The 24,515-nt window shown below is 66.3% G+C and carries 24 protein-coding genes; 21 read left to right on the top strand and 3 right to left on the bottom strand.

Features of this window, described 5'->3' with window-relative positions; all coding sequences use genetic code 11:
- Positions 1-355: 355 nt before the first annotated feature.
- The 7 genes from axyZ (at position 356) to A6B37_RS18210 (ending at position 7,950) form a co-directional block, all read left to right on the top strand.
- Entirely contained in the window at positions 356-994 is a 639-nt protein-coding gene (axyZ, locus tag A6B37_RS18180; RefSeq protein WP_111826545.1) for a multidrug efflux transcriptional repressor AxyZ, read from the top strand.
- A gap of 43 nt (positions 995-1,037) precedes the next feature.
- Positions 1,038-1,934: a LysR family transcriptional regulator gene (locus A6B37_RS18185; protein ID WP_111826546.1), complete on the top strand. Its 897-nt coding sequence runs from the start codon at positions 1,038-1,040 to the stop codon at positions 1,932-1,934.
- Positions 1,935-2,046: 112 nt separating this feature from the next.
- A complete protein-coding gene (locus tag A6B37_RS18190) occupies positions 2,047-3,549 on the top strand; it encodes an ABC transporter substrate-binding protein (RefSeq protein ID WP_111826547.1) in 1,503 nt (500 codons plus the stop codon).
- An 18-nt stretch (positions 3,550-3,567) separates the two neighbouring features.
- Positions 3,568-5,367, top strand: coding sequence for a gamma-glutamyltransferase family protein (locus A6B37_RS18195; protein ID WP_111826548.1), 1,800 nt, complete (start codon positions 3,568-3,570; stop codon positions 5,365-5,367).
- A 52-nt stretch (positions 5,368-5,419) separates the two neighbouring features.
- Positions 5,420-6,394: a diacylglycerol kinase family protein gene (locus A6B37_RS18200; RefSeq protein WP_111826549.1), complete on the top strand. Its 975-nt coding sequence runs from the start codon at positions 5,420-5,422 to the stop codon at positions 6,392-6,394.
- Positions 6,391-7,173 carry a metallophosphoesterase family protein gene (locus tag A6B37_RS18205; protein WP_111826550.1) on the top strand — a complete coding sequence of 261 codons (783 nt, stop codon included), beginning with the start codon at positions 6,391-6,393 and terminating at the stop codon, positions 7,171-7,173. The genes A6B37_RS18200 and A6B37_RS18205 overlap by 4 nt, the downstream gene beginning before the upstream one ends.
- 39 nt (positions 7,174-7,212) lie before the next feature.
- On the top strand, positions 7,213-7,950 hold the full coding sequence (locus tag A6B37_RS18210; protein WP_111826551.1) for a phosphatase PAP2 family protein: 738 nt from the start codon (positions 7,213-7,215) through the stop codon (positions 7,948-7,950).
- Here the strand turns inward: A6B37_RS18210 and A6B37_RS18215 are convergent.
- The 3 genes from A6B37_RS18215 to A6B37_RS18225 are packed head-to-tail and all read right to left on the bottom strand — an operon-like array spanning position 7,898 to position 9,440.
- Complete coding sequence (locus A6B37_RS18215) at positions 7,898-8,389, bottom strand: NAD(P)-binding domain-containing protein (RefSeq protein ID WP_111826552.1); 492 nt, start codon at positions 8,387-8,389, stop codon at positions 7,898-7,900. The two genes, A6B37_RS18210 and A6B37_RS18215, sit on opposite strands and share 53 nt — an antisense overlap.
- Positions 8,386-8,829, bottom strand: a complete 444-nt coding sequence (locus A6B37_RS18220; RefSeq protein WP_111826553.1) for a PaaI family thioesterase — start codon at positions 8,827-8,829, stop codon at positions 8,386-8,388. The genes A6B37_RS18215 and A6B37_RS18220 overlap by 4 nt, the downstream gene beginning before the upstream one ends.
- Positions 8,826-9,440 carry a TetR/AcrR family transcriptional regulator gene (locus tag A6B37_RS18225; RefSeq protein WP_111826554.1) on the bottom strand — a complete coding sequence of 205 codons (615 nt, stop codon included), beginning with the start codon at positions 9,438-9,440 and terminating at the stop codon, positions 8,826-8,828. The genes A6B37_RS18220 and A6B37_RS18225 overlap by 4 nt, the downstream gene beginning before the upstream one ends.
- A gap of 480 nt (positions 9,441-9,920) precedes the next feature.
- Here A6B37_RS18225 and A6B37_RS18230 point away from each other — a divergent pair, with 480 nt between their 5' ends.
- From A6B37_RS18230 to A6B37_RS18295, 14 genes are all read left to right on the top strand, one after another.
- The gene (locus A6B37_RS18230; RefSeq protein WP_102774343.1) at positions 9,921-11,036 is read left to right on the top strand and encodes a porin; all 1,116 of its coding nucleotides are present in this window, start codon (positions 9,921-9,923) and stop codon (positions 11,034-11,036) included.
- A 295-nt stretch (positions 11,037-11,331) separates the two neighbouring features.
- The gene (locus A6B37_RS18235; RefSeq protein ID WP_006217959.1) at positions 11,332-11,691 is read left to right on the top strand and encodes an NADH-quinone oxidoreductase subunit A; all 360 of its coding nucleotides are present in this window, start codon (positions 11,332-11,334) and stop codon (positions 11,689-11,691) included.
- Between the two features lie 39 nt (positions 11,692-11,730).
- Positions 11,731-12,207: an NADH-quinone oxidoreductase subunit B gene (locus A6B37_RS18240; protein ID WP_006217960.1), complete on the top strand. Its 477-nt coding sequence runs from the start codon at positions 11,731-11,733 to the stop codon at positions 12,205-12,207.
- Between the two features lie 73 nt (positions 12,208-12,280).
- A complete protein-coding gene (locus A6B37_RS18245; protein WP_102774344.1) occupies positions 12,281-12,907 on the top strand; it encodes an NADH-quinone oxidoreductase subunit C in 627 nt (208 codons plus the stop codon).
- A 3-nt stretch (positions 12,908-12,910) separates the two neighbouring features.
- Positions 12,911-14,167, top strand: a complete 1,257-nt coding sequence (locus A6B37_RS18250) for an NADH-quinone oxidoreductase subunit D (protein WP_102774345.1) — start codon at positions 12,911-12,913, stop codon at positions 14,165-14,167.
- 47 nt (positions 14,168-14,214) lie between these two features.
- On the top strand, positions 14,215-14,709 hold the full coding sequence (gene nuoE, locus A6B37_RS18255; RefSeq protein WP_043543414.1) for an NADH-quinone oxidoreductase subunit NuoE: 495 nt from the start codon (positions 14,215-14,217) through the stop codon (positions 14,707-14,709).
- Positions 14,706-16,073 carry an NADH-quinone oxidoreductase subunit NuoF gene (gene nuoF / locus A6B37_RS18260; protein ID WP_102774346.1) on the top strand — a complete coding sequence of 456 codons (1,368 nt, stop codon included), beginning with the start codon at positions 14,706-14,708 and terminating at the stop codon, positions 16,071-16,073. The genes nuoE and nuoF overlap by 4 nt, the downstream gene beginning before the upstream one ends.
- Before the next feature lie 15 nt (positions 16,074-16,088).
- Complete coding sequence (gene nuoG, locus A6B37_RS18265; protein ID WP_102774347.1) at positions 16,089-18,416, top strand: NADH-quinone oxidoreductase subunit NuoG; 2,328 nt, start codon at positions 16,089-16,091, stop codon at positions 18,414-18,416.
- On the top strand, positions 18,416-19,489 hold the full coding sequence (nuoH, locus tag A6B37_RS18270) for an NADH-quinone oxidoreductase subunit NuoH (protein ID WP_102774348.1): 1,074 nt from the start codon (positions 18,416-18,418) through the stop codon (positions 19,487-19,489). Before nuoG ends, nuoH begins: the two co-directional genes overlap by 1 nt.
- Positions 19,490-19,510: 21 nt before the next feature.
- Entirely contained in the window at positions 19,511-19,999 is a 489-nt protein-coding gene (gene nuoI, locus A6B37_RS18275) for an NADH-quinone oxidoreductase subunit NuoI (RefSeq protein ID WP_043543405.1), read from the top strand.
- A gap of 17 nt (positions 20,000-20,016) precedes the next feature.
- Positions 20,017-20,667: an NADH-quinone oxidoreductase subunit J gene (locus A6B37_RS18280; protein ID WP_102774349.1), complete on the top strand. Its 651-nt coding sequence runs from the start codon at positions 20,017-20,019 to the stop codon at positions 20,665-20,667.
- Complete coding sequence (gene nuoK / locus A6B37_RS18285) at positions 20,664-20,972, top strand: NADH-quinone oxidoreductase subunit NuoK (RefSeq protein WP_050448548.1); 309 nt, start codon at positions 20,664-20,666, stop codon at positions 20,970-20,972. Before A6B37_RS18280 ends, nuoK begins: the two co-directional genes overlap by 4 nt.
- 17 nt (positions 20,973-20,989) lie before the next feature.
- Positions 20,990-23,011, top strand: a complete 2,022-nt coding sequence (gene nuoL, locus A6B37_RS18290) for an NADH-quinone oxidoreductase subunit L (protein WP_111826555.1) — start codon at positions 20,990-20,992, stop codon at positions 23,009-23,011.
- On the top strand, positions 23,008-24,510 hold the full coding sequence (locus A6B37_RS18295; RefSeq protein ID WP_102774351.1) for an NADH-quinone oxidoreductase subunit M: 1,503 nt from the start codon (positions 23,008-23,010) through the stop codon (positions 24,508-24,510). Before nuoL ends, A6B37_RS18295 begins: the two co-directional genes overlap by 4 nt.
- Positions 24,511-24,515: the final 5 nt, after the last annotated feature.

A 24,515-nucleotide genomic window follows, 5' to 3' on the forward strand; every position in this document is an offset into this window, starting at 1 on the left:
GCGTGGCCCGGGCGACGATGACGCCGATCTCGGCCGGGGCGTCGGCGGCTTGCGGGGTTTCGGGCTTCGAGCACCCGGTAATAAGAATTAATACGGAAGATAGGGCGAGCGTGCGTAGGGAGACTTTTTGCTTCATTTTTGAAATTGTCTTGATGGGCCCGCGGCGGGGCTTACGTGGGGAAAGGCGCCAACTTTCCCGGGTGGGGAAGCGAGTCTATCATTTAATCCGTCACGCTTGATTAATTATTTTGTTCGGAAGTATGCTCTTCGCTTCACACATGTTCACAGTGTCCAAAAAGGCGGCTTCGAGGCCGCCTTTTTTTTGCACCCCGTTTTTTGAGAAGGAGGTCCCCGCATGGCCCGCAAGACGAAAGAAGAGTCCCAACGCACCCGCGACCGCATCCTGGATGCGGCCGAGCACGTGTTCCTGTCCAAAGGGGTGGCCGCCACCACCATGAGCGACATTGCCGACCACGCGGGCGTGTCCCGGGGCGCCGTCTACGGCCACTACAAGAACAAGATCGACGTCTGTATCGCCATGTGCGACCGCGCGCTCGGCGAGGCGGCGCCGCTCACCCAGGTGTCGACCGAGGGCGAGGCCCTGGAATCGCTTTACGCCTCCATGCGGCAGTACATCCAGATCTACGCGCAGGAAGGATCGGTGCAGCGCGTGCTGGAAATCCTGTACCTGAAATGCGAGCGCAGCGACGAGAACGCGCCGCTGCTGCGCCGCCGCGACCTGTGGGAGCGCCATGCGCTGCGCACCTCGGAGAAACTGCTGCGCGCCGCCGTCAGGCGCGAGGACCTGCCGCGCGCGCTGGATGTGCGCCTGTCCAATCTGTACCTGCACGCCCTGGTCGACGGGGTGTTCGACAGCATCTGTTGGTCCGATCGCCTCAAGGGCGATATGTGGCCGCGCGTCGAGCGCATGCTCCGCGCCGCCATCGACACCCTCCGGTTCTCCGCGCACCTGCTGACGCCCAAAACCGCGTGATTCCACGGGTCGCCCGGGCGCTGCGCGCCTCTACAATCCGGGCATGACCCTCAAGCAACTCGAAGCCTTCTACTGGGCCGCCACCTGCGCAAGTTTCGCCGTGGCGGCCGAGCGCCTGCATCTGTCGGTGTCGTCGCTGTCCAAGCGTATCGCCGAACTCGAACAGGCGCTGGGCCAGCCGCTGTTCGACCGCAGCGGCCACAAGGCGGTGCTGACCGACGCCGGCCAGCGCCTGTTGCCGCAGGCCGGCGAACTGCTGGTCGCGGCCGAGCGGGTGCGCGCCTCGCTGGCGCAAAGCCCGGGCCTGCGCGGACGCTGCCGCTTCGGCGTGGGCGAACTGAGCGCGCTGACCTGGCTGCCGCGCCTGATCCGGGGCGTGCGCAGCGCCTACCCGGAGCTGGTGCTCGAACCCTATGTGGACATCGGCCAGGTGCTGGAGCAGCGCGTGGCCGACGGCGAACTGGATTTCGCCGTGATCGCCGGCCGTTCGTCGCGGCCCGGCATCGCCTCCGCGCCCATCGGCCAGGCCGAGTTCTGCTGGACCGCGGCGCCGGCCGCGCTCGACGGCGCCACGCGCATGTCGCCCGAACTGCTGGCGCGCCTGCCGCTGGTCACGCTGCCGGCCGGGGCCGGCACCACGCGCATCATCGACGACTGGCTCGCCGGCCGCGACGCCGGCGGCGAACGCCTGTGCTGCAACAACTGGGGGGCGGTGGTCGGCCTGCTGATCGAAGGCACCGGCGTGGGGCTGCTGCCCAGCCATTGGGCCCGCAAGCTGCAGGACGAAGGCAGCCTGCGCGTGCTGGACTGCGAGCCGGCGCTGGCGGCCTTGCCCTACGCGTTTCAATACCGGCGCGACGACGCGCGTCCGCTGGTGGCCAGCCTGCGCGAGCAGGTCCAGGCCTGCGTGGACTTCGCCGCGCCCTGCCGGATTCCCTGAAGCGTCCGCATGGCGGCCGCCGCCGGCGCCCCGGGCGTGAGGGGCGTCCGCCGCTCTATACAATCCCCGCGCGCCTGGCGCAGAATCGAACCCTATATAGACGGAGACAAGCATGCGTAAACTTTGCCTCGCCATGGCCATGGCCGGAATGCTGGCCAGCGGATGGGCCCAGGCCCAGTCCACCCTGCGTATCGGCCTGCAGGACGACCCGGACGTGCTCGATCCGGTGCGCGCCCGCACCTTCGTCGGCCGCATCGTGTTCGCCTCGCTGTGCGACAAGCTGGTGGACATCACGCCGGACCTGAAGATCGTGCCGCAGCTCGCGCAGTCCTGGACGGTGGCCGACGACGGCAAGACCCTGACCTTCAAGCTGCGCACGGACGCCGTGTTCCATGACGGCACGCCGATAGACGCCGCCGCGGTCAAGGCCAACCTGGACCGCGCCCGCACCCAGCCCGACAGCAACCGCAAGAGCGAGCTGGCCACGGTCGCCAGCGTCGAGGCGCCGGACGCCGGGACCGTGGTGCTCAAGCTGTCCGAGCCCGACGCGTCGCTGTTGTCGCAGCTGTCGGACCGCGCCGGCATGATGATGTCGCCGGCCAGCTTCGACAAGGACCCGGGCGGCAAGCCGGTGTGCTCCGGTCCGTACCAGTTCAAGGAGCGCGTGCAGAACGACCGCATCGTGCTGGAGAAATTTCCCAAGCACTGGGACGCGGCCAACTATCACTTCGACCGCCTGGTCTACACGCCGATTCCCGACACCACGGTGCGCCTGAACAACCTGCGCGCCGGCGACCTGGACATCATCGAGCGCGTCGCGCCCAGCGACGCCAAGGCGGTGAAGGACGACAAGAACCTGCGGCTCGCGCCGGTCACCGGCCTGGGCTTCCAGGCGATCTCGGTCAACCTGGGCAACGGCGCGCGCGCCGACAACCCGCTGGCCAAGGACAAGCGCGTGCGCCAGGCGCTGGACCTCGCGATCGACCGCGACGTGCTCAACCAGGTGGTCGGCGAAGGCATGTTCCAGCCCGCCTATCAGCCGTTCCCGCCGGCCAGCTTCGCCTACGACAAGGCGTCCGAGCACAAGGGCCGCGACCCGCAGAAGGCCCAGGCGCTGCTCAAGCAGGCCGGCTACGACCGCGTCAAGTTCGAGATCACCTACGGCAACAACACCACCATGCAGCAGGTGTTCGAGCTGGTGCAGGCCATGGGCGCCGAAGCGGGTTTCGATATCACGCTGCGCCCGGTGGAATTCGCGTCGCTGCAGTCTTCGCTGGCGCGCGGCGACTTCGAAGTGGGCCAGAGCGGCTGGTCCGGCCGGGTCGATCCCAGCGGCAACATCCATCAGTACGTGAGCTGCAAGGGCAACCTGAACGACGGCAAGTTCTGCGATCCCGCCGTGGACAAGCTGCTCAACGACGCCCGCGCCGAATCCGACGAGGCCAAGCGCCGCGCCCTGTACGACCAGGTGCTGGCCGCCATGCAGGACCAGCGTCCCATCGTCTACCTCTTCTACCTGCCGTGGACCTTCGGCGTGCAGAAGAAGCTCGATGGCTTCGTGCCGTATCCCGATGGCCTGATCCGCCTGAAGGGCGTGAGCCTCGCCAAAAAGTAAATCAGCCCAGGTGCCCCCATGTTCACCACGCGTCCGGAAATCCTCGGCACCTTCGGTGTCGTCACGTCTACGCACTGGCTGGCCAGCGCGGCCGGCATGTCGCTGCTGGAACGCGGCGGCAATGCGTTCGACGCCTGCGTCGCCTCGGCCTTCGTGCTGCAGGTGGTCGAGCCCCACCTGGTGGGGCCGGCCGGCGAAGTGCCCGCCGTGTTCTATTCGGCCCGCACCGGCCGCGTCGAGGTGCTGTGCGGGCAGGGCGCCACGCCGGCGGCGGCCACGCTGGAGCGCTACCGCGCCGAAGGCCTGGCGCTGATTCCCGGCAACGGCCTGCTGGCCACGGTCATTCCGGGCGCGTTCGACGCCTGGATGCAGCTGCTGCGGGACCACGGCACCATGCGCGTGCGCGACGTGCTGGAACCGGCCATTTATTACGCCGAGCACGGCCACGCGCTGATGCCGCGCATCTCCAACACCATCGCCGGGCTCAAGGACTTTTTCGAGACCCACTGGCCGACCACGGCCCAGGTCTACGTGCCGGGCGGCCAGGTGCCGCAGGCCCGCAAGCTGTTCCGCAACCCGGCGCTGGCCCGCACCTGGACCCGGGTGCTGCAGCAGGCCGAAAGCGCGGGCGGAGACCGCGACCGGCAGATCGAGGCGGCGCGCGACGCGTTCTACCGCGGCTTCGTGGCCGAGGCGATCGACCGCTACGCGCGCGGCAACGAGGTCATGGATGAGAGCGGCGTGCCGCATCGCGGCGTCATCACGGCCGACGACCTGGCGGGCTGGTCGGCCGGCTACGACACGCCGGTCACCTACGATTACCACGGCTATACCGTGGCCAAGGCCGGCGCCTGGAGCCAGGGGCCGGTGTTCCTGCAGACCCTGGCGCTGCTCAAGCACATGGATCTGGGGGCCGCCGGGCCGAACAGCGCCGAGTTCGTGCACCGGCTGACCGAGGCCATGAAGCTGGCCTTCGCCGACCGCGAGGCGTATTACGGCGATCCGGCATTCGTCGACGTGCCGCTGGCGCATCTGCTGTCGGACGCCTACAACGACGAACGCCGCGCGCTGATCGGCGCCGCGGCCTCGCACGAACTGCTGCCCGGCATCGTGCCCGGCTACGAGGCGCAGGTGGCGCGCGTCATGGAGACGCTCGCGCGCCTGTCGCCGGTCACGGCGCCCGGCAGCGCCACCAACGAGCCCACGCTGGCCGACATGCGCGCCTCGGCCAGGCGTGGCGACACCACGCACGTGGACGTGATCGACCGCTGGGGCAACATGATCTCGGCCACGCCGTCGGGCGGCTGGTTCCAGTCCTCGCCGGTCATTCCCGAACTGGGCTTCGGCCTGAACACGCGCGCCCAGATGTTCTGGCTGGAAGAGGGGCTGCCGGGCACGCTGGCCCCGGGCAAGCGGCCGCGCACCACGCTCACGCCCTCGCTGGCGCTGCGCGAAGGCAAGCCTTACCTGGCCTTCGGCACGCCCGGCGGCGACCAGCAGGAGCAATGGCAGCTGCTGTTCTTCCTGCGCCACGTCCACCACGGGCTGAACCTGCAGGAAGCGATCGACCTGCCCATGTCGCACACCATGCATTTCCCCACTTCCTTCTATCCGCGCGACCGCAAGCCGGGGCACCTGGCGCTGGAGGCCGGTTTCGGCGCCGAGGTGATCGAGGCGCTGCGCCAGCGCGGCCACCGGATCGAAGAGGTGCCGCAATGGTCGGTGGGGCGCCTGACCGCCGCCTCGCGCGACGCCGACGGCCTGCTGCACGCGGCCGCCACGCCGCGCCTCATGCAGGCCTACGCGATCGGCCGCTGATCGGCCAGGGGCTTTGTTGCGGCGCGTCGCCGGCATGGGGTATGTTTTACCCATGACGCCATCCCAGCAGAGCCCCGCGGCGGGGGCCCGGTCCCTGACGGGACAAGAGCCGCTCTTCATCGTCCTCAATACCGGATCGGGGCGCGGCGACGCGCAAGCGCTGCAGGACACCATCCGCGGCATGCTCGATGCGGCCGGACGGCGCTACGAACTGATGCCCGTGCAGGACCCGTCCCGTTTGACCGAACAGGCCCGCGAGGCGCTGCGGCGCGCCCGGCAGGAGCAGGGCGTGGTGATCGCCGCCGGCGGCGACGGCACGCTCAGCGCCGTGGCCGGCGTCGTGCTGGGCCAGGGCGTGCCCTTCGGCATCCTGCCCCAGGGCACCTTCAATTACTTCGGCCGCAGCTACGGCATTTCCCAGGATACGGAAACGGCGCTGCGCGGGTTCCTGCAAGGCCGGATCCAGCCGGTGCAGGTCGGCCTGCTCAACGGCCGGCTGTTCCTGGTCAACGCCAGCCTGGGCCTGTATCCGCAACTGCTCGAAGACCGCGAAGCCTACAAGCAGAAGTACGGCCGCAGCCGGCTGGTGGCCCTGTGGTCCGGCATGGTCACGCTGCTGCGCGCGCCGCGCCAGCTGAGCCTGACGCTGGACTACGAGGGCAAGGCGCGCAGCCTGCGCTCTCCCACCCTGGTGGTCGGCAACAATCCGCTGCAGCTCGAACACATCGGGATTCCGGCCGAGGAACTCGAACGCGGACGCCTGATCGCCATGGCGGCGCGGCCGGTCGGCACTCTGGCGCTGTACGGCCTGCTGCTGCGCGGCCTGGCCAGCCGGCTGGGCGACGCCGAGCACGTCGTCAACTTCGCCTTCGACCGGCTGTCGGTGGGCGTGCGCGGACGGCGGCGGGTCAAGGTGGCGATGGACGGCGAGATCTTCTGGATGGACACGCCGCTGGAATTCAAGGTGGCCCCCGAGCGGCTGCCGCTGGTGGTGCCCACGGACCCGCAATACCTGGACCGTTCATGACGCGCATCCTGCATCTTTCCGATACGCACTTCGGCACTGAACGCAAGCCGGTCGTCGAGGCCGTGCTGGACCTGGCCCGCAGCCTTGCGCCCGACCTGGTGGTGCTGAGCGGCGACATCACGCAGCGCGCGCGGCGCGGCCAGTTCGCCGCCGCCCGCAAGTTCATCGAGCGCCTGTCGCTGCCGGTGCTGGCCGTGCCGGGCAACCATGACATCCCGCTTTTCAACGTGTTGGCGCGCGCGCTCAACCCCTACGGCAACTACAAGCGCGCCCTGGGCGCGGTGCTCGAACCGGTCTACGAAAGCGACGGCCTGCTGGCCATCGGCCTGAACACGACGCGCCCGCGCCGCCACAAGGACGGCGAAATCTCCGGCGGCCAGATCGCCCGCGTGGCCCAGCGCCTGCGCCAGGCCCGGCCGGGCCAGCTGCGGGTGGTGGTGGCGCACCATCCGGTGCGCGCCAAGGTCGAGTCCGACCTGTCCAACCTGCTGATCGGGCGCGAGCGCGCGCTGCAGGCCTGGGGCGAGGCCGGGGTGGACCTGGTGCTGGGCGGCCACATCCATCTGCCTTATGTGCTGCCGCTGCGCCCCGAGGCCGGGGGCGGGGGCTGGATCGTGCAGGCCGGCACCGCCTGCTCGCACCGCGTGCGCGGCAGCATTCCCAATTCCGTGAACGTGATCGAGCGCGACGCTGACGGCGGCTGCCGGGTCGAGCGTTGGGACTACGCCGCCGGGACCCATGCTTTCGCACCGGTCGACAAGACGCTGGTCGCGCTGTAGCGTGGCCGGCGGCGTGAATTTCCTCATGGACGCTTGCAAATGACCAACGTCTATGCGGCGTGGGTCGCGTCCCATGCCTTGCTATTGTTCATCGCGCTGCCGCTTCTGAGCGGCGCGGCGGCGATGCTGGCCGCGCGCGGCTGGCAGCAGCTGCCGTGCCGCGGCCGCGCGCCGTGTTTCGCGGCGGCCGCCGGCGCTTCGTTCGCCCTGTTCCTGGTCTTCGCCTACGCGGTCGGGCAGCAGGGCGCCGTGGTGGCGTTCGACGAGGCGCTGGCCGGCGCCCTGAGCTTGTCCATGTCGATGTGGCTGCTTTGGCTGCTGTCCTGGTTCACCTACCTGGGCGACCGGAATTTCCTGACGGTGGTGAGCGTGTTGATGACGCTGGGCCTGCTGTGGAACCGGCAGTGGCGGCTGGCCCTGTTCTGCGCGGTCGCCACCGCCGCGGGCGGCGCGCTCAACTGGATGCTCAAGCACAGCTTCGAGCGCGTGCGCCCCGAGCACGGCTACGGCTACATCAACGTGTCGGGCTGGAGCTTCCCCAGCGGCCACGCCTCGGCGGCGATGGCGGTCTACGGCACGGCCTGCTACCTGGTGTGGCGGCTGGCGCCGCCGGCCTGGCGGCTGCCGGCGGTCGCGATCATGGCGGCGCTGGTCATGGCGGTGGGGCTCAGCCGCATCCTGCTGCAGGTCCATTTCGCCAGCGACGTATTCGCCGGCTTCGCGGTCAGCTTCGGCTGGCTGGCGCTGTGCGTGGCGGCGGCGCAGCGCTGGCGCTGAACGCCAGCGCCAGCAGCAGGCGGGCCTCGGCGCTGCCGGGGGCCGCGGCGCCGGGCAGCGGCGCGCAGATATAGCGCCCGCCGGCCTCCACGATCGCCTGGTCCAGCCGGCGCGCGCGTTCGGCCGAGGGCGGCTCCAGGTCCACGATCAGCTTGCCGGCCACCGGCGCGGTGACGTGGCCGTCGCTGAAACGTTCCAGGGTGCGGTCGATCTCGCGCTCGCGCGGCAGGGCCAGCACGATGGTGTCGGACTCGGCCAGGGCCTCGCGCGCGGAGGTGGCCAGCGTGGCGCTGCCGCGGAAATCCTCGCAGCGGTCGGGCTCGATGTCGTAGAGGGTCAGCGCGATGTCCGGTTCGGCCGCCAGCAGGCGGCGCGCGGCCCGCGTGCCGGTCCTGCCCATGCCGACGATGCTGACGCGCAGGCTGGCGGGCGGGTTCATGGCCTGGGCACCGACCAGGTGCTGACGATATGGGCCAGGGGCTCGTCCGAGCCTTCGCCCGTCAGTATCACTTCGCCGGCCGACAGCCGCCCGACCTTGAGCAGGCGGGCGTCGGCGTAGATCGCGCCGGCGGGACTCTTGCGCAGGAAATTGATGGTCAGGCTGGCGGTGACGGCGTGCGCCTGCCCGGTGGCGCCCACCACCGCCGCATACATGGTCAGGTCGGCCAGGCCCATCAGCATGGGACCGGCCACGATGCCGCCCAGCCGCTGGTGGGCGTCGCGCGCCGGCAGCACGGCGCGCGCGGTGCCGTAGCCGATGCTGATCACGTCGATGCCGAGCAGCATGGAGAACGGATGCTGGTCGGCCAGCAGGATGTGGAAGTCGGCCAGGCTGATGAGCGGGGCCTCGGCGCGGGTGTCCAGGTCGGTTGCGGTCATCGTTGCTCCAGGGCGTTGCAATAGCTGTCCAGCAGCGCGTCGGCGCGCTGGCCCAGGGATTTCAGGCGGTGGGTGTGCTGCAGCAGGAGCAGGCCCATCAGGTAAGTGAAGAGATTCATCTGTTCGACCTCGACCACGGCGGCGTCCCAGGACTTGGTGCGGGCCAGGGCCAGGCCCAGCAGGTCCACGCATTGCCGCAGCCGGGCGTTGAGGCGTTCGTCCATCTCGCGGCCCAGTCCGCGCGGGCCCAGGCCCTGGAACAGGTACATGCCCAGGGAGAAATCGGTGCGGCGCTCGGCGTAGTAGCCATAGAAGGCGTGGATCGCCCGGCGCGCGGCCGTGCGCGCCTCGCCCGTGGCCGCGGCTTCGCTCAGGTGGGCGTGCAGGCGCTGCAGCGAGGCTTCCAGCAGCGCGCCGTAAATGGTTTCCTTGCCCGCGAACCAGGGGTAGATGGCGCCGGTGGTGCAGCCGGCCTCGTTGGCGATGGCGCGGATCGTGGTCTTCTCCAGCCCGTCGCGTTCGAACACGCGCTGGGCGGCGTCGAGGATGAGCTGGCGGCGCAGCGCGTTCAGGCTTTCGCTACGGCCGCTGCGGGGGGAAGTGGAGGGCATGGCGCGGGAACCGGTTGTCGATGCGTTCGATCATAGCGGCGATTTTTATTGATAACAATGTTATTGAAAGCCGGGAGACGGAAACGGATCGGCATATGGATTGCAGCCGCCAAACCGATCGCGGCTGAAAGGTTCGTGCCGGCCGGCCGCGCCGGATCGCGGCCGCGCGGCAACGTAGCTCGCGCCAAAAACAGGGCTCCGAAATGCCTCAAAAAATTAGGGGCAGGGCTGAAAGTCGCATGAATAGGGGCTTGGTCAGTTTCATCAGGGTTAGCCCTAGGCCGATCGGCCAGGCCTTGCCGTGATGTTGCAATATCCCAACAAGCCTGTCGCAAACCTGCACTTTTCTGATGCCGGCCGTAGCCAGCCCCCCTGATTTTTGATGCAATAGCGTCAACTTCCCTTCGCGGAGTTAGGGGGGCGGCAGGCTGGTTTGCTGGATTGCTGCTCTTGTCACTCAAATCAACGGAGATTTCTTAAATGAAAAAGACTCTGCTCGCTGCCGCCCTGCTCGCCGGTTTTGCCGGTGTCGCCCAGGCAGAAACGTCTGTCACCCTGTACGGCATCATCGACACGGGTATCGGTTACAACAAGGTCAAGGGCAACGGCTTCGACGGCAGCCGCGTCGGCATGATCAACGGCGTGCAGAACGGTTCGCGCTGGGGTCTGCGTGGTTCGGAAGATCTGGGTGACGGCCTGCGCGCTGTTTTCCAACTGGAATCGGGCTTCAACTCGGGTAACGGCAACTCGGCTCAGAACGGTCGCCTGTTCGGTCGTCAAGCCACGATCGGTCTGGCCTCCGACAGCTGGGGTCAACTGGACTTCGGCCGTCAGACCAACATCTCGTCGAAGTACTTCGGCTCGATCGACCCGTTCGGCGCTGGTTTCGGCCAAGCTAACATCGGTGTCGCCCTGAGCGCTGCCAACACCGTCCGCTACGACAACATGGTCCTGTACCAAACCCCGTCGTTCAGCGGCTTCCAGTTCGGCGTCGGCTACTCGTTCAACGCTGACGACAACAACGCTCGCCAAAGCGGCTGGCGCACCGCCGACAACACCCGCGCGATCACCACCGGTCTGCGCTATGTCAACGGTCCGCTGAACATCGCTTTCTCGTACGACCAGCTGAACGCCTCGAACAACCTGACGCAGCCGGAAGTTGACGCCACCCCGCGTATGTACGCCCTGGGCGCTTCGTACGACTTCGAAGTTGTGAAGCTGTCGCTGGCCTATGCCCGCACGACCGACGGCTGGTTCGGCGGCCAAGGCGTGTCCGGCCCCGCTGGCAACATCAACTTCGGCAACAACATCTTCGCTGACGGCTTCAAGGCCAACTCGTACATGGTCGGCCTGTCGGCCCCCATCGGCGGCGCTTCGAAGCTGTTCGGTTCGTGGCAGATGGTTGATCCGTCGAACGATCGCCTGAACACGGCTCCGGGTGCTGACGAGACGATGAACGTCTTCTCGCTGGGCTACACCTACGACCTGTCCAAGCGCACCAACCTGTACGCCTACGGTTCGTACGCCAAGAACTACGCCTTCATCGACGACGTCAAGTCGACCGCCGTCGGCGTCGGTATCCGTCACCGCTTCTAATCCAACGCAGGGCGCAAGCCCTGCCTGGATTTGAAAAAGTGCGCGAACGGGCTTCGGCCCGTTCGTACGAAAACCACTCTCCGGAGTGGTTTTTTTTCGTTCCGGCGTTGTTTTTCGCCGCCTGGTCGACGGCGCGCAAAGCGCGTGTAGTAAGCTTGTCCGGTCGCTGCGCAAGCCGCGATTGTTCCGGTGAAGAAATGCAGTCTTTCACCCGCTGTTCAGGCTACAGAGTTCAGCCAGAAGTAACCCCGCGAATGCTACAATCCTAAGGTTTGCGCATTTGACGGACGCCTGAATGAACCTGCAACAGTATTTCCCCGTCCTGCTGTTTATCGTAGTGGCCACCCTCATCGGGTTCGCGCTGCTGACGGCCGGCTCCCTCCTTGGTCCGCGGCGTCCGTACGCCGAAAAGCTTTCGCCGTACGAGTGCGGCTTCGAAGCTTTTGAAGACGCCCGCATGAAGTTTGACGTGCGCTACTACCTGGTGGCGATCCTGTTCATTCTTTTCGACCTCGAAATCGCGTTCCTGTTCCCGTGGGCCATCGCCCAGGGCACGGTCGGGCTCGTCGGATTCTGGACGGTCATGGTCTTCCTGGCCGTGCTCACCGTCGGCTTCATCTATGAATGGAAAAAGGGCGCGCTGGACTGGGAATAAGCCCCGGGCTTCCTGTACAGCACGCTATCAGAGACGAATATGGCTATAGACGGCATTCTCAAGCAAGGGTTCATCACAACCAGCGCCGACAAGTTCCTTAACTGGGCGAAGACCGGCTCCATGTGGCCCATGACCTTCGGTCTGGCCTGCTGCGCGGTTGAGATGATGCACGCGGGCGCGGCCCGCTACGACCTGGACCAGTTCGGCATCATTTTCCGGCCCAGCCCGCGCCAGTCCGATCTCATGATCGTGGCCGGCACGCTGTGCAACAAGATGGCGCCGGCGCTGCGCAAGGTCTACGACCAGATGCCCGAGCCGCGCTGGGTGGTCTCGATGGGCTCCTGTGCCAACGGCGGCGGCTACTACCACTATTCGTATTCGGTGGTCCGTGGCTGCGATCGCATCGTACCGGTAGACGTCTACGTGCCGGGCTGTCCGCCTACGGCCGAGGCGCTGGTCTACGGCTTGCTGCAAATGCAGAACAAGATCCGCCTGACCAACACGATTGCGCGCTGAGCCTTCGCCCGCCGGGCGGCAACCCGCCGCCGGCCTCGCGAAACCAGCGTATCGGTTCACCTAAGCGTACAAGATGATGACCAGGCTCGAAACCCTGAAAAACAATTTGCAGACCACCCTCGGCGCCGATATCGCGCTGACCGAGGCGCTGGGCGAGCTGACGCTCGAAGTGCCCGCGCAGCAGTGGTTCTCGGTCTGCAACAAGCTGCGCACCGAAGCCGGCCTGCGCTTTGAAACCTGTATCGACCTCTGCGGCGTCGACTACCTGACCTGGGGCAACGGCACCCGCCAGATGCCCGAGGAAGCCAACGCCAAGGTCCAGCGCGCGCGCTTCGCCGTCGTCGTGCACCTGCTGTCCATCGAGCACAACTGGCGCCTGCGGGTGCGCACGTGGGCCGAGGACGACGAGTTCCCGGTGGTCGCCTCGCTGATCGAGTGCTGGCCGGGCGTGGGCTGGTTCGAGCGCGAAGCCTTCGACCTGTACGGCATCGTCTTCGAAGGCCACCCGGACCTGCGCCGCATCCTTACCGACTACGGCTTCATCGGCCACCCGTTCCGCAAGGACTTCCCGTTGTCCGGCACCGTCGAAATGCGCTACGACCCCGAACAACGCCGCGTCATCTACCAGCCGGTCACGATCGATCCGCGCGAGATCACCCCGCGCGTGGTCCGCGAAGATTCCTACGGCTTGGGGCGTTAAATCATGGCAGAAATCAAGAACTACACGCTCAACTTCGGTCCCCAGCACCCGGCCGCCCACGGCGTGCTGCGCCTGGTGCTCGAGCTCGACGGCGAAGTGATCCAGCGCGCCGACCCGCACATCGGCCTGCTGCACCGCGCCACCGAAAAACTGGCCGAACACAAGACCTACATCCAGGCGCTGCCCTACATGGACCGCCTGGACTACGTGTCCATGATGTGCAACGAGCACGCCTACGTCATGGCCATCGAGAAGCTGCTGGGCATCGAAGCGCCGCTGCGCGCCCAGTACATCCGCGTGATGTTCGACGAAATCACGCGCCTGCTGAACCACCTGATGTCGCTGGGCTCGCACGCCCTGGACGTGGGCGCCATGGCGGTGTTCCTGTACGCCTTCCGCGAGCGCGAAGACCTGATGGACTGCTACGAAGCGGTCTCGGGCGCGCGCATGCATGCGGCCTACTACCGTCCGGGCGGCGTCTACCGCGACCTGCCGGATTCCATGCCGCAGTACGGCGCCACCAGCAAGTACCGCGGCGACAAGGAACTGCGCGCCATGAACGACGCGCGTTCGGGTTCGCTGCTGGACTTCATCGAAGACTTCACCAACCGCTTCCCCGGTTGCGTGGACGAGTACGAAACGCTGCTGACCGACAACCGCATCTGGAAGCAGCGCCTGGTCGGCATCGGCGTGGTCGATCCCGAGCGCGCCAAGGCGCTGGGCTTCACCGGCCCGATGCTGCGCGGTTCGGGCGTGGCCTGGGACCTGCGCAAGATGCAGCCCTACGAGGTCTACGACCTGGTCGATTTCGACATCCCGGTGGGTGTCAACGGCGATTGCTACGACCGCTACCTGGTCCGCGTCGCCGAAATGCGTGAAAGCAACCGCATCATCCGCCAGTGCGTGGAATGGCTGCGCAACAATCCGGGCCCGGTCATGATCGAGAACCACAAGATCGCCCCGCCCAAGCGCACCGCCATGAAGACCAACATGGAAGAGCTGATCCACCACTTCAAGCTCTTCACTGAAGGCTTCCACGTTCCTCCCGGTGAAGCGTATGCCTCGGTGGAACACCCCAAGGGCGAATTCGGCATCTACGCGGTGTCCGACGGCGCCAACAAGCCCTACCGTCTGAAAATTCGGGCGCCGGGCTTTGCCCACCTCCAATCGCTGGATGAAATGTCTCGCGGTCACATGATCGCCGACGCCGTCACCATCATTGGCACGCAGGACATCGTTTTCGGCGAGATCGATCGCTGATCCGCCCAGACAGTCACGAGCACGCCCGCATAACCCGGATTCAAACTATGCTGCTTTCCGAACAGGCCTACCAGAAAATCGACCGAGAACTCGCCAAGTTCCCGGCCGACCAGCGGCAGTCCGCCATCATGGCCTCGCTTGCCATCGCGCAAGAAGAGAAGGGCTGGTTGGCTACCGAAATCATCGAAGATGTGGCCAACTACATCGGCGTCCCGCCCATCGCGGTCCAGGAAGTCGCCACTTTCTACAACATGTTCGACGTCAAGCCCGTCGGCAAGAACAAGATCGCCGTCTGCACGAACCTGCCCTGTGCCTTGCGCGACGGCGAACGCGCCGGCGACTACCTCAAGCGCAAGCTGGGCGTCGACTACCGAGAAACCACCGCCGACGGCCAGTTCACGCTCGTGGAAGGCGAGTGCATGGGCGCTTGCGGCGATTCGCCGGTGCTGATCGTGAACAACAAGCATATGTGCGTGCGCATGACCGAAGAGAAGCTGGACGCGCTGGTCGCGGCCCTCAAGGCGCAAGGAGAGTCGGCATGAACGCGCCCGACCTGTACAAGCAGTTTGCGCAGGGGCTGGACCCCAACCCGCTGAACGACCTGACCAACTCGATGTGCCTGCACGGCCGGCACATCCAGCCGCAGATCCTGGCCGACGTCGACGGCGCCAACTGGCGCCTGGCCGACTACGTCAAGCGCGGCGGCTACGAAGCCCTCAAGAAGATCCTGACCACCGGCATGAAGCCGGAAGACGTGATCGCCGAAGTCAAGGCCTCGGGCCTGCGCGGCCGTGGCGGCGCGGGCTTCCCGACCGGCCTGAAGTGGAGCTTCATGCCGCGCGCCTTCCCCGGCCAGAAGTACCTGGTGTGCAACTCCGACGAAGGCGAGCCGGGCACGTTCAAGGATCGCGACATCCTGCGATTCAACCCGCACATCGTGATCGAAGGCATGGCCATCGCCGCCTACGCCATGGGCATCAGCGCGGGCTACAACTACATCCACGGCGAAATCTTCGAAGTCTACGAGCGCTTCGAGGAAGCGCTGGAAGAGGCTCGCGCCGCCGGCTTCCTGGGCGACAAGATCCTGGGTTCGGATTTCAGCTTCCAGCTGCATGCGTTCCACGGCTACGGCGCCTACATCTGCGGCGAGGAAACCGCGCTGCTGGAATCGCTGGAAGGCAAGAAGGGCCAGCCGCGCTTCAAGCCGCCGTTCCCCGCCAGCTTCGGCCTGTACGGCAAGCCCACCACGATCAACAACACCGAGACGTTCGCGGCGGTGCCGTGGATCATCCGCAACGGCGGCCAGGCCTACCTGGAAGTCGGCAAGCCGAACAACGGCGGCACCAAGCTGTTCTCGATCACCGGCGACGTCGAGCGTCCCGGCAACTACGAGATCCCGCTGGGCACCCCGTTCTCGACCCTGCTGGAACTGGCCGGCGGCATGCGCGGCGGCAAGAAGCTCAAGGCCGTGATTCCCGGCGGCTCCAGCGCCCCGGTGCTGCCCGCCGACATCATGATGGAATGCACGATGGACTATGACTCCATCGCCAAGGCGGGCTCGATGCTGGGCTCGGGCGCGGTGATCGTCATGGACGAGACGCGCTGCATGGTGAAGTCGCTCATGCGCCTGTCGTATTTCTATTTCGAGGAAAGCTGCGGCCAGTGCACGCCGTGCCGCGAAGGCACCGGCTGGCTCTACCGCATGGTGCATCGCATCGAAAACGGCCAGGGCCGTCCGGAGGACCTGGACCTGCTCGACAGCGTGGCCGGCAACATCATGGGCCGCACCATCTGCGCCCTGGGCGACGCCGCGGCCATGCCCGTGCGTGGCTTCCTCAAGCATTTTCGCGACGAATTCGCGCACCACATCGAGCACAAGTCTTGTGTGGTCCCGCAATATCTGTAGGTCTCAGGAACAGCAATGGTTGAACTAACCGTCGACGGCAACAAGGTCGAAGTGCCCGAAGGCAGCATGGTCATGCATGCCGCCCAGAAGATCGGGCTTTACGTGCCGCATTTCTGCTACCACAAGAAACTGTCCATCGCGGCCAACTGCCGCATGTGCCTGGTTGAAGTGGAAAAGGCGCCCAAGGCGCTGCCCGCCTGCGCCACGCCCGTAACCAACGGCATGGTCGTCCACACCTGCTCTGAAAAGGCGCGCGCCGCCCAGAAGTCGGTGATGGAATTCCTGCTCATCAATCACCCGCTCGACTGCCCGATCTGCGATCAGGGCGGCGAATGCCAGCTGCAGGACCTGGCCGTGGGCTACGGCGCCTCCTCCTCGCGCTACAACGAGGAAAAGCGCGTGGTCTTCCACAAGGACCTGGGCCCGCTGGTTTCCGCCGAGGAAATGAGCCGCTGCATCCACTGCACCCGCTGCGTGCGCTTCGGCCAGGAAATCGCCGGCATCATGGAGCTGGGCATGCTCAACCGCGGCGAGCACTCCGAGATCACGACCTTCGTCGGCCGTTCGATCGAGTCCGAGCTCTCCGGCAACATGATCGACATCTGTCCGGTGGGCGCGCTGACCTCCAAGCCGTTCCGCTACAGCGCCCGTACCTGGGAGCTGGCGCGCCGCCGTTCGGTCAGCCCGCACGACAGCCTGGGCGCCAACCTGGTGATCCAGGTCAAGGGCGACCGCGTCATGCGCGTGGTGCCGTTCGAAGACGAAGCCATCAACGAATGCTGGATCTCCGACCGCGACCGCTTCTCGTATGAAGGCCTGAACAGCGAAGACCGCCTGTCGGCCCCGATGATCAAGGGCACCGACGGCAAGTGGCAGGAAGCCTCCTGGTCCGACGCGCTGGCCGCCGTGGCCCAGGGCCTGTCGCGGGTGCGCGACAGCTTCGGCGCCGGCCAGATCGGCGCGCTGGCCTCGGAATACGCCACCACCGAAGAATACGCGCTGCTGGGCCGCCTGGTCCGCGCGCTGGGTTCGGAAAACATCGACTTCCGCCTGCGCCAGACCGACGCGGCCTTCGACGCCGCCCTGACGGGCGCGCCGTGGCTGGGCATGCCGATCGCCGAACTCGACAACCTGGACCGCGTCCTGGTCGTGGGCTCGTTCCTGCGCAAGGACCACCCGCTGATGGCGCAGCGCCTGCGCCAGGCCGCCAAGCGCGGCACGCAGATCCTGATGCTCGACAGCGCCGCCGACGATCCGCTGATGCCGGTCGCCGCCCGCGTCACCGTGGCCCCGTCCGAACTGGCGCGCGCGCTGGCCGAAGTGGCCGTCGCGCTGGCCCAGGCCAAGGAACAGGCCGTGCCGGCCGAGTTCGCCTCGGTCGTCCCGGGCGACAATGCGAAGGCCATCGCCGCCAGCCTGGCGTCCGGTTCCAACACCGCGGTCCTGATGGGCAACTTGGCCGTGGCCAGCCCGCAGGCCTCGACCCTGGCGGCCAACGGCCGCGCCGTGGCCGACCTGGCCGGCGGCAAGTTCGGCTTCCTGACCTCCGGCGGCAACACCGTCGGCGGCTACCTGGCCGGCGCGATTCCGGGCAAGGGCGGCAAGAACGCCGCCGCCATGCTGGCCGAGCCGCTCAAGGCCTACGTGGTGCTGCACGCCGAGCCGCTGCTCGACGCCGACAACGGCCAGCAGGCGCTGGCCGCGCTGCGCGGCGCGCAGTTCGCCGTGGCCCTGACGCCTTACCGTTCGGCCGCCGCCGAATGGGCCGACGTCATGCTGCCGGTCTCGCCCTTCACCGAAACTTCGGGCACCTTCGTCAACGCGCAAGGCCTGGCCCAGAGCTTCAAGGGCACGGTCGCGCCGTTCGGCCAGACCCGTCCGGGCTGGAAGGTCCTGCGGGTGCTGGGCAACGTGCTGCACCTGGCCGGCTTCGACGACGAGACCTCCGAGTCCGTGCGCGACGCCGTGCTGGCCGGCGGCGTCGAAGGCCGCCTGTCCAACGACATCAAGGCGCCGCTGGGCCTGGGCCAGGCGGCAGCCGGCCTGGAGCGCGTCGCCGACGTGCCGATCTACCGCAGCGACGCCATGGTGCGCCGTTCCGAGCCGCTGCAGGCGGCTCCGGCCTCGAAGAAGCCGGCCGCCGCCATGAACGGCCGCACGCTCACCAGCCTGGGCCTGACGGCCGGGGCCAAGGTGCGCGTGTCGGGCGGGCAGGGCGCCGTCGAACTCGAAACCGTGCAGGACGATGCCGTGGCCGACCGCGCCGTGCGCATTTCGGCTGCCTTTGAAAACACCGCGGCCCTGGGTGGCGCATTCGGTCAAATCAGCGTGGAGCGTGCCTGATGGAATGGCTTAATGTTCTTGAGAGCCAGGGTACGGCATTGCTGGGCCCGACGGTCTGGATGGTCCTCTGGACCCTCATCAAGATTGTGATCATCGCTGTGCCCATCATCCTGTGCGTGGCCTACCTCACGTACTGGGAACGCAAGATGATCGGCGCCATGCACGTGCGCATGGGTCCGAACCGCGTCGGCATCAAGGGGCTGCTGCAGCCGTTCGCCGACGTGTTCAAGCTGCTGACCAAGGAAGTGGTGGTTCCGTCGCAGGCCAACAAGGTGCTGTTCGTCGTGGCCCCGGTGGTCACGCTGATGCCGGCCCTGGCCGCCTGGGCGGTGGTGCCGTTCGGTCCCGACGTGGTGCTGGCCAACGTCAACGCCGGCCTGCTGTACATCATGGCCATCACGTCCATCGGCGTGTACGGCGTGATCGTCGCCGGCTGGGCGTCGAACTCCAAGTACGCGTTCCTGGGCGCGCTGCGCGCCTCGGCGCAGATGCTGTCGTACGAACTGGCCATCGGCTTCGTGCTGGTGACGGTGCTGCTGGTCTCGGGCAGCCTCAACATGTCGGAAATCGTGCACGTGCAGAACCGCGGCTGGTTCGCCGACAAGGGCCTGACGTTCCTGTCCTGGAACTGGCTGCCGCTGTTGCCGCTGTTCGTGGTCTACGTGATCTCGGCCGTGGCCGAAACCAACCGCCACCCGTTCGACGTGGTCGAAGGCGAATCCGAAATCGTGGCCGGCCACATGGTCGAATACTCGGGCATGGCGTTCGCGCTGTTCTTCCTGGGCGAATACGCCAACATGATCCTGCTGTCCTGCATGGCCTCGATCATGTTCCTGGGCGGCTGGGCCTCCCCGATCGACATCGCGCCGCTGACCTGGATTCCGGGTTGGATCTGGCTGGGTATCAAGACGTTCGTCGTGGTCTCGTTGTTCGTGTGGTTCCGCGCGACTTTCCCGCGCTACCGCTACGACCAGATCATGCGTTTGGGTTGGAAAATCTTCATCCCGCTGACCGGCGTGTGGCTGGTCTTGGTGGCGATCTGGATGCAGACGCCCTGGAACATTTGGCGCTAAGCCGCCAGGCAGAGGCAGGATATGGAAGCGATCAAGGATTTCTTCGGCAGCCTGATGCTGACCGAATTGCTCAAGGGCATGCGCCTGACGGGCAAGTATTTCTTCAAGCGCAAGGTGACCTTGCGCTACCCCCAGGAAAAGACGCCCGCGTCGGCGCGTTTCCGTGGCCTGCACGCGCTGCGCCGCTACCCCAACGGGGAAGAGCGCTGCATCGCGTGCAAGCTGTGCGAAGCCGTGTGCCCGGCCCTGGCGATCACCATCGAGTCGGACCAGCGCGACGACGGCACCCGCCGCACCACGCGCTACGACATCGACCTCACCAAGTGCATTTTCTGCGGCTTCTGTGAGGAAAGCTGCCCGGTGGACTCCATCGTGGAAACGCATATCCACGAATACCACGGCGAAAAGCGCGGCGACCTGTATTTCACCAAAGACATGCTGCTCGCCGTGGGCGACCGCTACGAAGCCGAAATCGCCCAACGCCGGGCCGAAGACGCTCCCTATCGTTGAAGCCCAGGGTCTGATCCATGACTTTTACCACTGTCCTGTTTTACATACTGGCCGCCGTGCTGGTGATCGCGGCCTTCCGCGTGATCACCGCGCGCAGCCCGGTCACCGCCGTCCTGCACCTGATCCTGGCGTTCGCCAACGCGGCCATGCTGTGGATGCTGCTCGGCGCCGAGTTCCTCGCGCTGCTGCTGGTGCTGGTGTACGTGGGCGCCGTGATGGTGCTCTTCCTCTTCGTCGTGATGATGCTGGACATCCGCATGGATGCGCTGCGCCAGGGCATGAAGACCTACCTGCCCCTGGGGCTGGTGATCGGCCTGGTGCTGGTGCTCGAGATGTCCTTCGTGCTGGGCTCGACCTGGTACGGCGCGGGCCCGCAGGCCCCGGTCGCCGGCGACTACAACAACGCCCGCGCGCTGGGCGAGGCCATGTACACCCAGTACATCTACGCCGTTGAAGTCGGCGCCGCGCTGCTGCTGGTCGGCATGGTCGCCGCCATCGCGCTGACCCTGCGCCGCCGCCGCGACGTCAAGTACAACGACCCCGTCGCCGCCGTGCGCGTGCGCGCCAAGGACCGTTTCCGCCTGGTGAGCATGCAGCCCCAGAGCGAGCGCGCCCAGTCGCAGATCGGTGCCTCGTCCGCCGCCGCGCCCCAAGGAGAACAAAAATGACGCTGACGCTGGCCCATTACCTGATCCTGGGGGCGGTGCTGTTCGCCATCGGGATCTTCGGCATCTTCCTGAACCGCCGCAACCTGATCATCCTGCTGATGTCCATCGAGCTCGTGCTGCTGGCCGTCAACATGAACTTCGTGGCGTTCTCCAGCTGGTTCGGCGACACCGCCGGCCAGGTGTTCGTGTTCTTCATCCTGACCGTGGCCGCCGCCGAAGCGGCGATCGGCCTGGCCATCCTGGTGCTGCTGTTCCGCAACCTGAACACGATCAACGTTGACGAACTCGATCGCCTGAAGGGCTGACGGGGTATTGGAAGAAAATGTCTAGCTCACCCAATCTCTACTTGCTCATCGCGCTGGCCCCGCTGGCCGGAGCGATTCTCGCGGGCCTCTTCGGCACCGGCTTCCTGGGCCGTCCCATCGGCCGCCGCGCTTCGCACGTGATCACCATCCTGGGCGTGCTCGTCTCCACCATCGGTTCGGTGGTGGTGCTGAACGACGTGCTCAACGGCCTGCGCTTCGACGGCGCGGTCTACACCTGGAGCCTGATCGGCCAGACCAAGCTGGAAATCGGCTTCCTGATCGATCCGCTGTCGGCCATGATGATGGTCGTGGTCACCTCCGTGTCGCTGATGGTGCACATCTACACCATCGGCTACATGGCCGACGATCCCGGCTACCAGCGCTTCTTCTCGTACATCTCGCTGTTCACGTTCTCCATGCTGATGCTGGTGATGTCGAACAACATGGTGCAGCTGTTCTTCGGCTGGGAGGCGGTGGGCCTGGTGTCCTACCTGCTGATCGGCTTCTGGTACACGCGCCCGACGGCGATCTTCGCCAACATGAAGGCGTTCCTGATCAACCGCGTCGGCGACTTCGGCTTCGTGCTGGGCATCGGCCTGCTGTTCGCCTACGCCGGCACCATGCAGTACGCCGAAGTGTTCGCCCAGGCCGACAAGCTGGCCGCCCTGACGCTGCCCGGTTCCGACTGGATGCTGCTGACCGTGGCCTGCATCTGCCTGTTCATCGGCGCCATGGGTAAATCGGCCCAGGTTCCGCTGCACGCCTGGCTGCCCGACTCGATGGAAGGCCCGACCCCGATCTCCGCGCTGATCCACGCCGCCACCATGGTGACGGCCGGCATCTTCATGGTCGCGCGCTTCTCGCCGCTGTTCGAGCTGTCCGACACCGCGCTGTCCTTCATCATCGTGATCGGCGCCATCGGCGCGCTGTTCCTGGGCATCCTGGGCATCATCCAGAACGACATCAAGCGCGTGGTGGCCTACTCCACGCTGTCGCAGCTGGGCTACATGACCGTCGCGCTGGGCGCCTCGGCCTACTCGGTGGCGATCTTCCACCTGATGACCCACGCCTTCTTCAAGGCGCTGCTGTTCCTGGGCGCGGGCTCGGTCATCATCGGCATGCACCACGACCAGGACATCCGCAACATGGGCGGCCTGCGCAAGTACATGCCCATCACCTGGATCACCTTCCTGCTGGGCACGCTGGCCCTGGTCGGCACTCCGTTCTTCTCGGGCTTCTACTCGAAGGAACACATCATCGAGGCGGCCGGCGCCGCCAACGTGTGGGGCGCGAACTTCGCCTACTACGCCACGCTGATCGGCGTGTTCGTGACCTCGCTGTACTCGTTCCGCGTGTACTTCCTGGTCTTCCACGGCAAGGAACGCTTCGACACTTCCGACCACGGCCACGGCCATGGCCACGATGCGCACGGCCACGACGACCACGGCCACCACGGCGGCAAGCCGCATGAGTCGCCCTGGGTGGTCACGCTGCCGCTGGTGCTGCTGGCGATCCCGTCGGTGCTGATCGGCGCCTGGGTGGTCGACCCGATGCTGTTCGGCAAGTTCTTCGACGGCGTCATCAAGGTCCTGCCGCAGCATCCCGCCATGCACGAGCTGCATGAAGAGTGGCACGGCTGGGTGGCCTTCGGCCTGCACGCCTTCCAGACGGTTCCGTTCTGGCTGGTCGTGGCCGGCGCGGTCATCGCCTGGTACTGCTACCTGATCAATCCCAAGGTTCCGGCCAAGATCCAGTCCAGCCTGTCGGGCATCAACAAGCTGCTCGAAAACAAGTACTACGTCGACTGGATCAATGAACAGATCATCGCCCGCGGCGCGCGCTGCCTGGGCCGTGGCCTGTGGCAGACCGGCGACCGCGGCATCATCGACGGCCTGCTGATCAACGGCAGCGCCCGTGTGGTGGGCTGGGTGGCAGCGATCAGCCGCCACCTGCAGTCCGGCTTCATCTATCACTACGCGTTCGCGATGATCATCGGCATCATGGCGCTGGTGACTTTCTTTGTGCTGATTCCCCAATGATGGCAAGCGAGATGGCATCCAACACTTTTCCCTGGCTCACGCTTGCGATCTTTGTTCCGATCGTATTCGGCCTGCTGGTGCTGGCGGTTGGCCGTGACGACCGCCCCGGCCTGACGCGCGGCCTGTCGCTGATCGGCTCGATCGCGGGTTTCCTGGTCACGATTCCGCTCTACACCGGGTTCGACTCCTCCACGGCCGCCATGCAGTTCGTGGAGAAGACCTCCTGGATCGAGGCCTTCAACGTCAACTACCACCTGGGCATCGACGGCATCTCGATGTGGTTCGTGCTCCTGACCGCCTTCATCACCATCATCGTGGTGCTGGCCGGCTGGGAAGTCATCACCAGCCGCGTCGCCCAGTACATGGCCGCCTTCCTGATCCTGTCGGGTCTGATGGTGGGCGTGTTCGCGGCGGTCGACGGCATGCTGTTCTACGTGTTCTTCGAAGCCACGCTGATCCCGATGTACATCATCATCGGCGTCTGGGGCGGCCCGAACCGCGTGTACGCGGCGTTCAAGTTCTTCCTGTACACGCTGATGGGCTCGCTGCTGACCCTGATCGCGTTCATCTACCTGTGGAACGCCTCGGGCGGCTCGTTCGACATCCTGACCTGGCAGCAGACCAAGCTGGGCTACACCCCGCAGATCCTGATCTTCGTGGCGCTGCTGGCGGCCTTCGCCGTCAAGGTGCCGATGTGGCCGGTCCACACCTGGCTGCCGGACGCCCACGTCGAGGCGCCCACGGGCGGCTCCATCGTGCTGGCCGCGATCATGCTGAAGCTGGGCGCCTACGGTTTCCTGCGCTTCTCGCTGCCGATCGCCCCTGACGCCTCGCACAGCCTGGCCGGCCTGATGATCACGCTGTCGCTGATCGCCGTGATCTACATCGGCCTGGTCGCCATCGTGCAGGACGACATGAAGAAGCTGGTGGCCTATTCGTCGGTCGCCCACATGGGCTTCGTGACGCTGGGCTTCTTCATCTTCAACACGGCCGGCGTCGAAGGCGCCATCGTGCAGATGATCTCCCACGGTTTCGTGTCGGGCGCCATGTTCATGTGCATCGGCGTGCTCTACGACCGCATGCACTCGCGCCAGATCGCCGACTACGGCGGCGTGGTCAACGTGATGCCGCGCTTCGCCACGTTCTTCATCCTGTTCTCGATGGCCAACAGCGGCCTGCCCGCCACCAGCGGTTTCGTCGGCGAATTCATGGTCATCATGGGCGCGGTCGAGCACAACTTCTGGATCGGCCTGCTGGCGGCGACCGCCCTGATCCTGGGCGCCTCGTATTCGCTGTGGATGGTCAAGCGCGTGGTGCTGGGCGACGTCGCCAACGACCATGTGCGCGAGCTGACCGATATCAACCGCCGCGAGTTCGTGATTCTTGGCGTGATGGCGATCGCCGTGTTGTACATGGGGATCTATCCCAAGCCCTTCACCGACGTGATGCACGTTTCGGTGGAGGCCCTGCTGCAACACGTTGCCGTCTCGAAACTGTAAGACAA

It is taken from the genome of Achromobacter sp. HZ01 (genome assembly GCF_003267925.1).
GTDB classification, from domain to species: domain Bacteria; phylum Pseudomonadota; class Gammaproteobacteria; order Burkholderiales; family Burkholderiaceae_B; genus Achromobacter; species Achromobacter pulmonis_A.

What these genes read in the sequence shown, in the direction of transcription:
- A6B37_RS18280 (WP_102774349.1), top strand. Translation starts at nt 20,017, where the DNA reads ATGACTTTTACCACTGTCCTGTTTTACATACTGGCCGCCGTGCTGGTG.
- A6B37_RS18200 (WP_111826549.1), top strand. Translation starts at nt 5,420, where the DNA reads ATGACGCCATCCCAGCAGAGCCCCGCGGCGGGGGCCCGGTCCCTGACG.
- A6B37_RS18230 (WP_102774343.1), top strand. Translation starts at nt 9,921, where the DNA reads ATGAAAAAGACTCTGCTCGCTGCCGCCCTGCTCGCCGGTTTTGCCGGT.
- A6B37_RS18240 (WP_006217960.1), top strand. Translation starts at nt 11,731, where the DNA reads ATGGCTATAGACGGCATTCTCAAGCAAGGGTTCATCACAACCAGCGCC.
- A6B37_RS18225 (WP_111826554.1), bottom strand. Translation starts at nt 9,440, where the DNA reads ATGCCCTCCACTTCCCCCCGCAGCGGCCGTAGCGAAAGCCTGAACGCG.
- A6B37_RS18210 (WP_111826551.1), top strand. Translation starts at nt 7,213, where the DNA reads ATGACCAACGTCTATGCGGCGTGGGTCGCGTCCCATGCCTTGCTATTG.
- nuoI (WP_043543405.1), top strand. Translation starts at nt 19,511, where the DNA reads ATGGAAGCGATCAAGGATTTCTTCGGCAGCCTGATGCTGACCGAATTG.
- nuoH (WP_102774348.1), top strand. Translation starts at nt 18,416, where the DNA reads ATGGAATGGCTTAATGTTCTTGAGAGCCAGGGTACGGCATTGCTGGGC.
- axyZ (WP_111826545.1), top strand. Translation starts at nt 356, where the DNA reads ATGGCCCGCAAGACGAAAGAAGAGTCCCAACGCACCCGCGACCGCATC.
- A6B37_RS18235 (WP_006217959.1), top strand. Translation starts at nt 11,332, where the DNA reads ATGAACCTGCAACAGTATTTCCCCGTCCTGCTGTTTATCGTAGTGGCC.
- nuoK (WP_050448548.1), top strand. Translation starts at nt 20,664, where the DNA reads ATGACGCTGACGCTGGCCCATTACCTGATCCTGGGGGCGGTGCTGTTC.
- A6B37_RS18215 (WP_111826552.1), bottom strand. Translation starts at nt 8,389, where the DNA reads ATGAACCCGCCCGCCAGCCTGCGCGTCAGCATCGTCGGCATGGGCAGG.
- A6B37_RS18220 (WP_111826553.1), bottom strand. Translation starts at nt 8,829, where the DNA reads ATGACCGCAACCGACCTGGACACCCGCGCCGAGGCCCCGCTCATCAGC.
- nuoF (WP_102774346.1), top strand. Translation starts at nt 14,706, where the DNA reads ATGAACGCGCCCGACCTGTACAAGCAGTTTGCGCAGGGGCTGGACCCC.
- nuoG (WP_102774347.1), top strand. Translation starts at nt 16,089, where the DNA reads ATGGTTGAACTAACCGTCGACGGCAACAAGGTCGAAGTGCCCGAAGGC.
- A6B37_RS18205 (WP_111826550.1), top strand. Translation starts at nt 6,391, where the DNA reads ATGACGCGCATCCTGCATCTTTCCGATACGCACTTCGGCACTGAACGC.
- nuoE (WP_043543414.1), top strand. Translation starts at nt 14,215, where the DNA reads ATGCTGCTTTCCGAACAGGCCTACCAGAAAATCGACCGAGAACTCGCC.
- A6B37_RS18250 (WP_102774345.1), top strand. Translation starts at nt 12,911, where the DNA reads ATGGCAGAAATCAAGAACTACACGCTCAACTTCGGTCCCCAGCACCCG.
- A6B37_RS18185 (WP_111826546.1), top strand. Translation starts at nt 1,038, where the DNA reads ATGACCCTCAAGCAACTCGAAGCCTTCTACTGGGCCGCCACCTGCGCA.
- A6B37_RS18195 (WP_111826548.1), top strand. Translation starts at nt 3,568, where the DNA reads ATGTTCACCACGCGTCCGGAAATCCTCGGCACCTTCGGTGTCGTCACG.
- A6B37_RS18295 (WP_102774351.1), top strand. Translation starts at nt 23,008, where the DNA reads ATGATGGCAAGCGAGATGGCATCCAACACTTTTCCCTGGCTCACGCTT.
- A6B37_RS18245 (WP_102774344.1), top strand. Translation starts at nt 12,281, where the DNA reads ATGATGACCAGGCTCGAAACCCTGAAAAACAATTTGCAGACCACCCTC.
- nuoL (WP_111826555.1), top strand. Translation starts at nt 20,990, where the DNA reads ATGTCTAGCTCACCCAATCTCTACTTGCTCATCGCGCTGGCCCCGCTG.
- A6B37_RS18190 (WP_111826547.1), top strand. Translation starts at nt 2,047, where the DNA reads ATGCGTAAACTTTGCCTCGCCATGGCCATGGCCGGAATGCTGGCCAGC.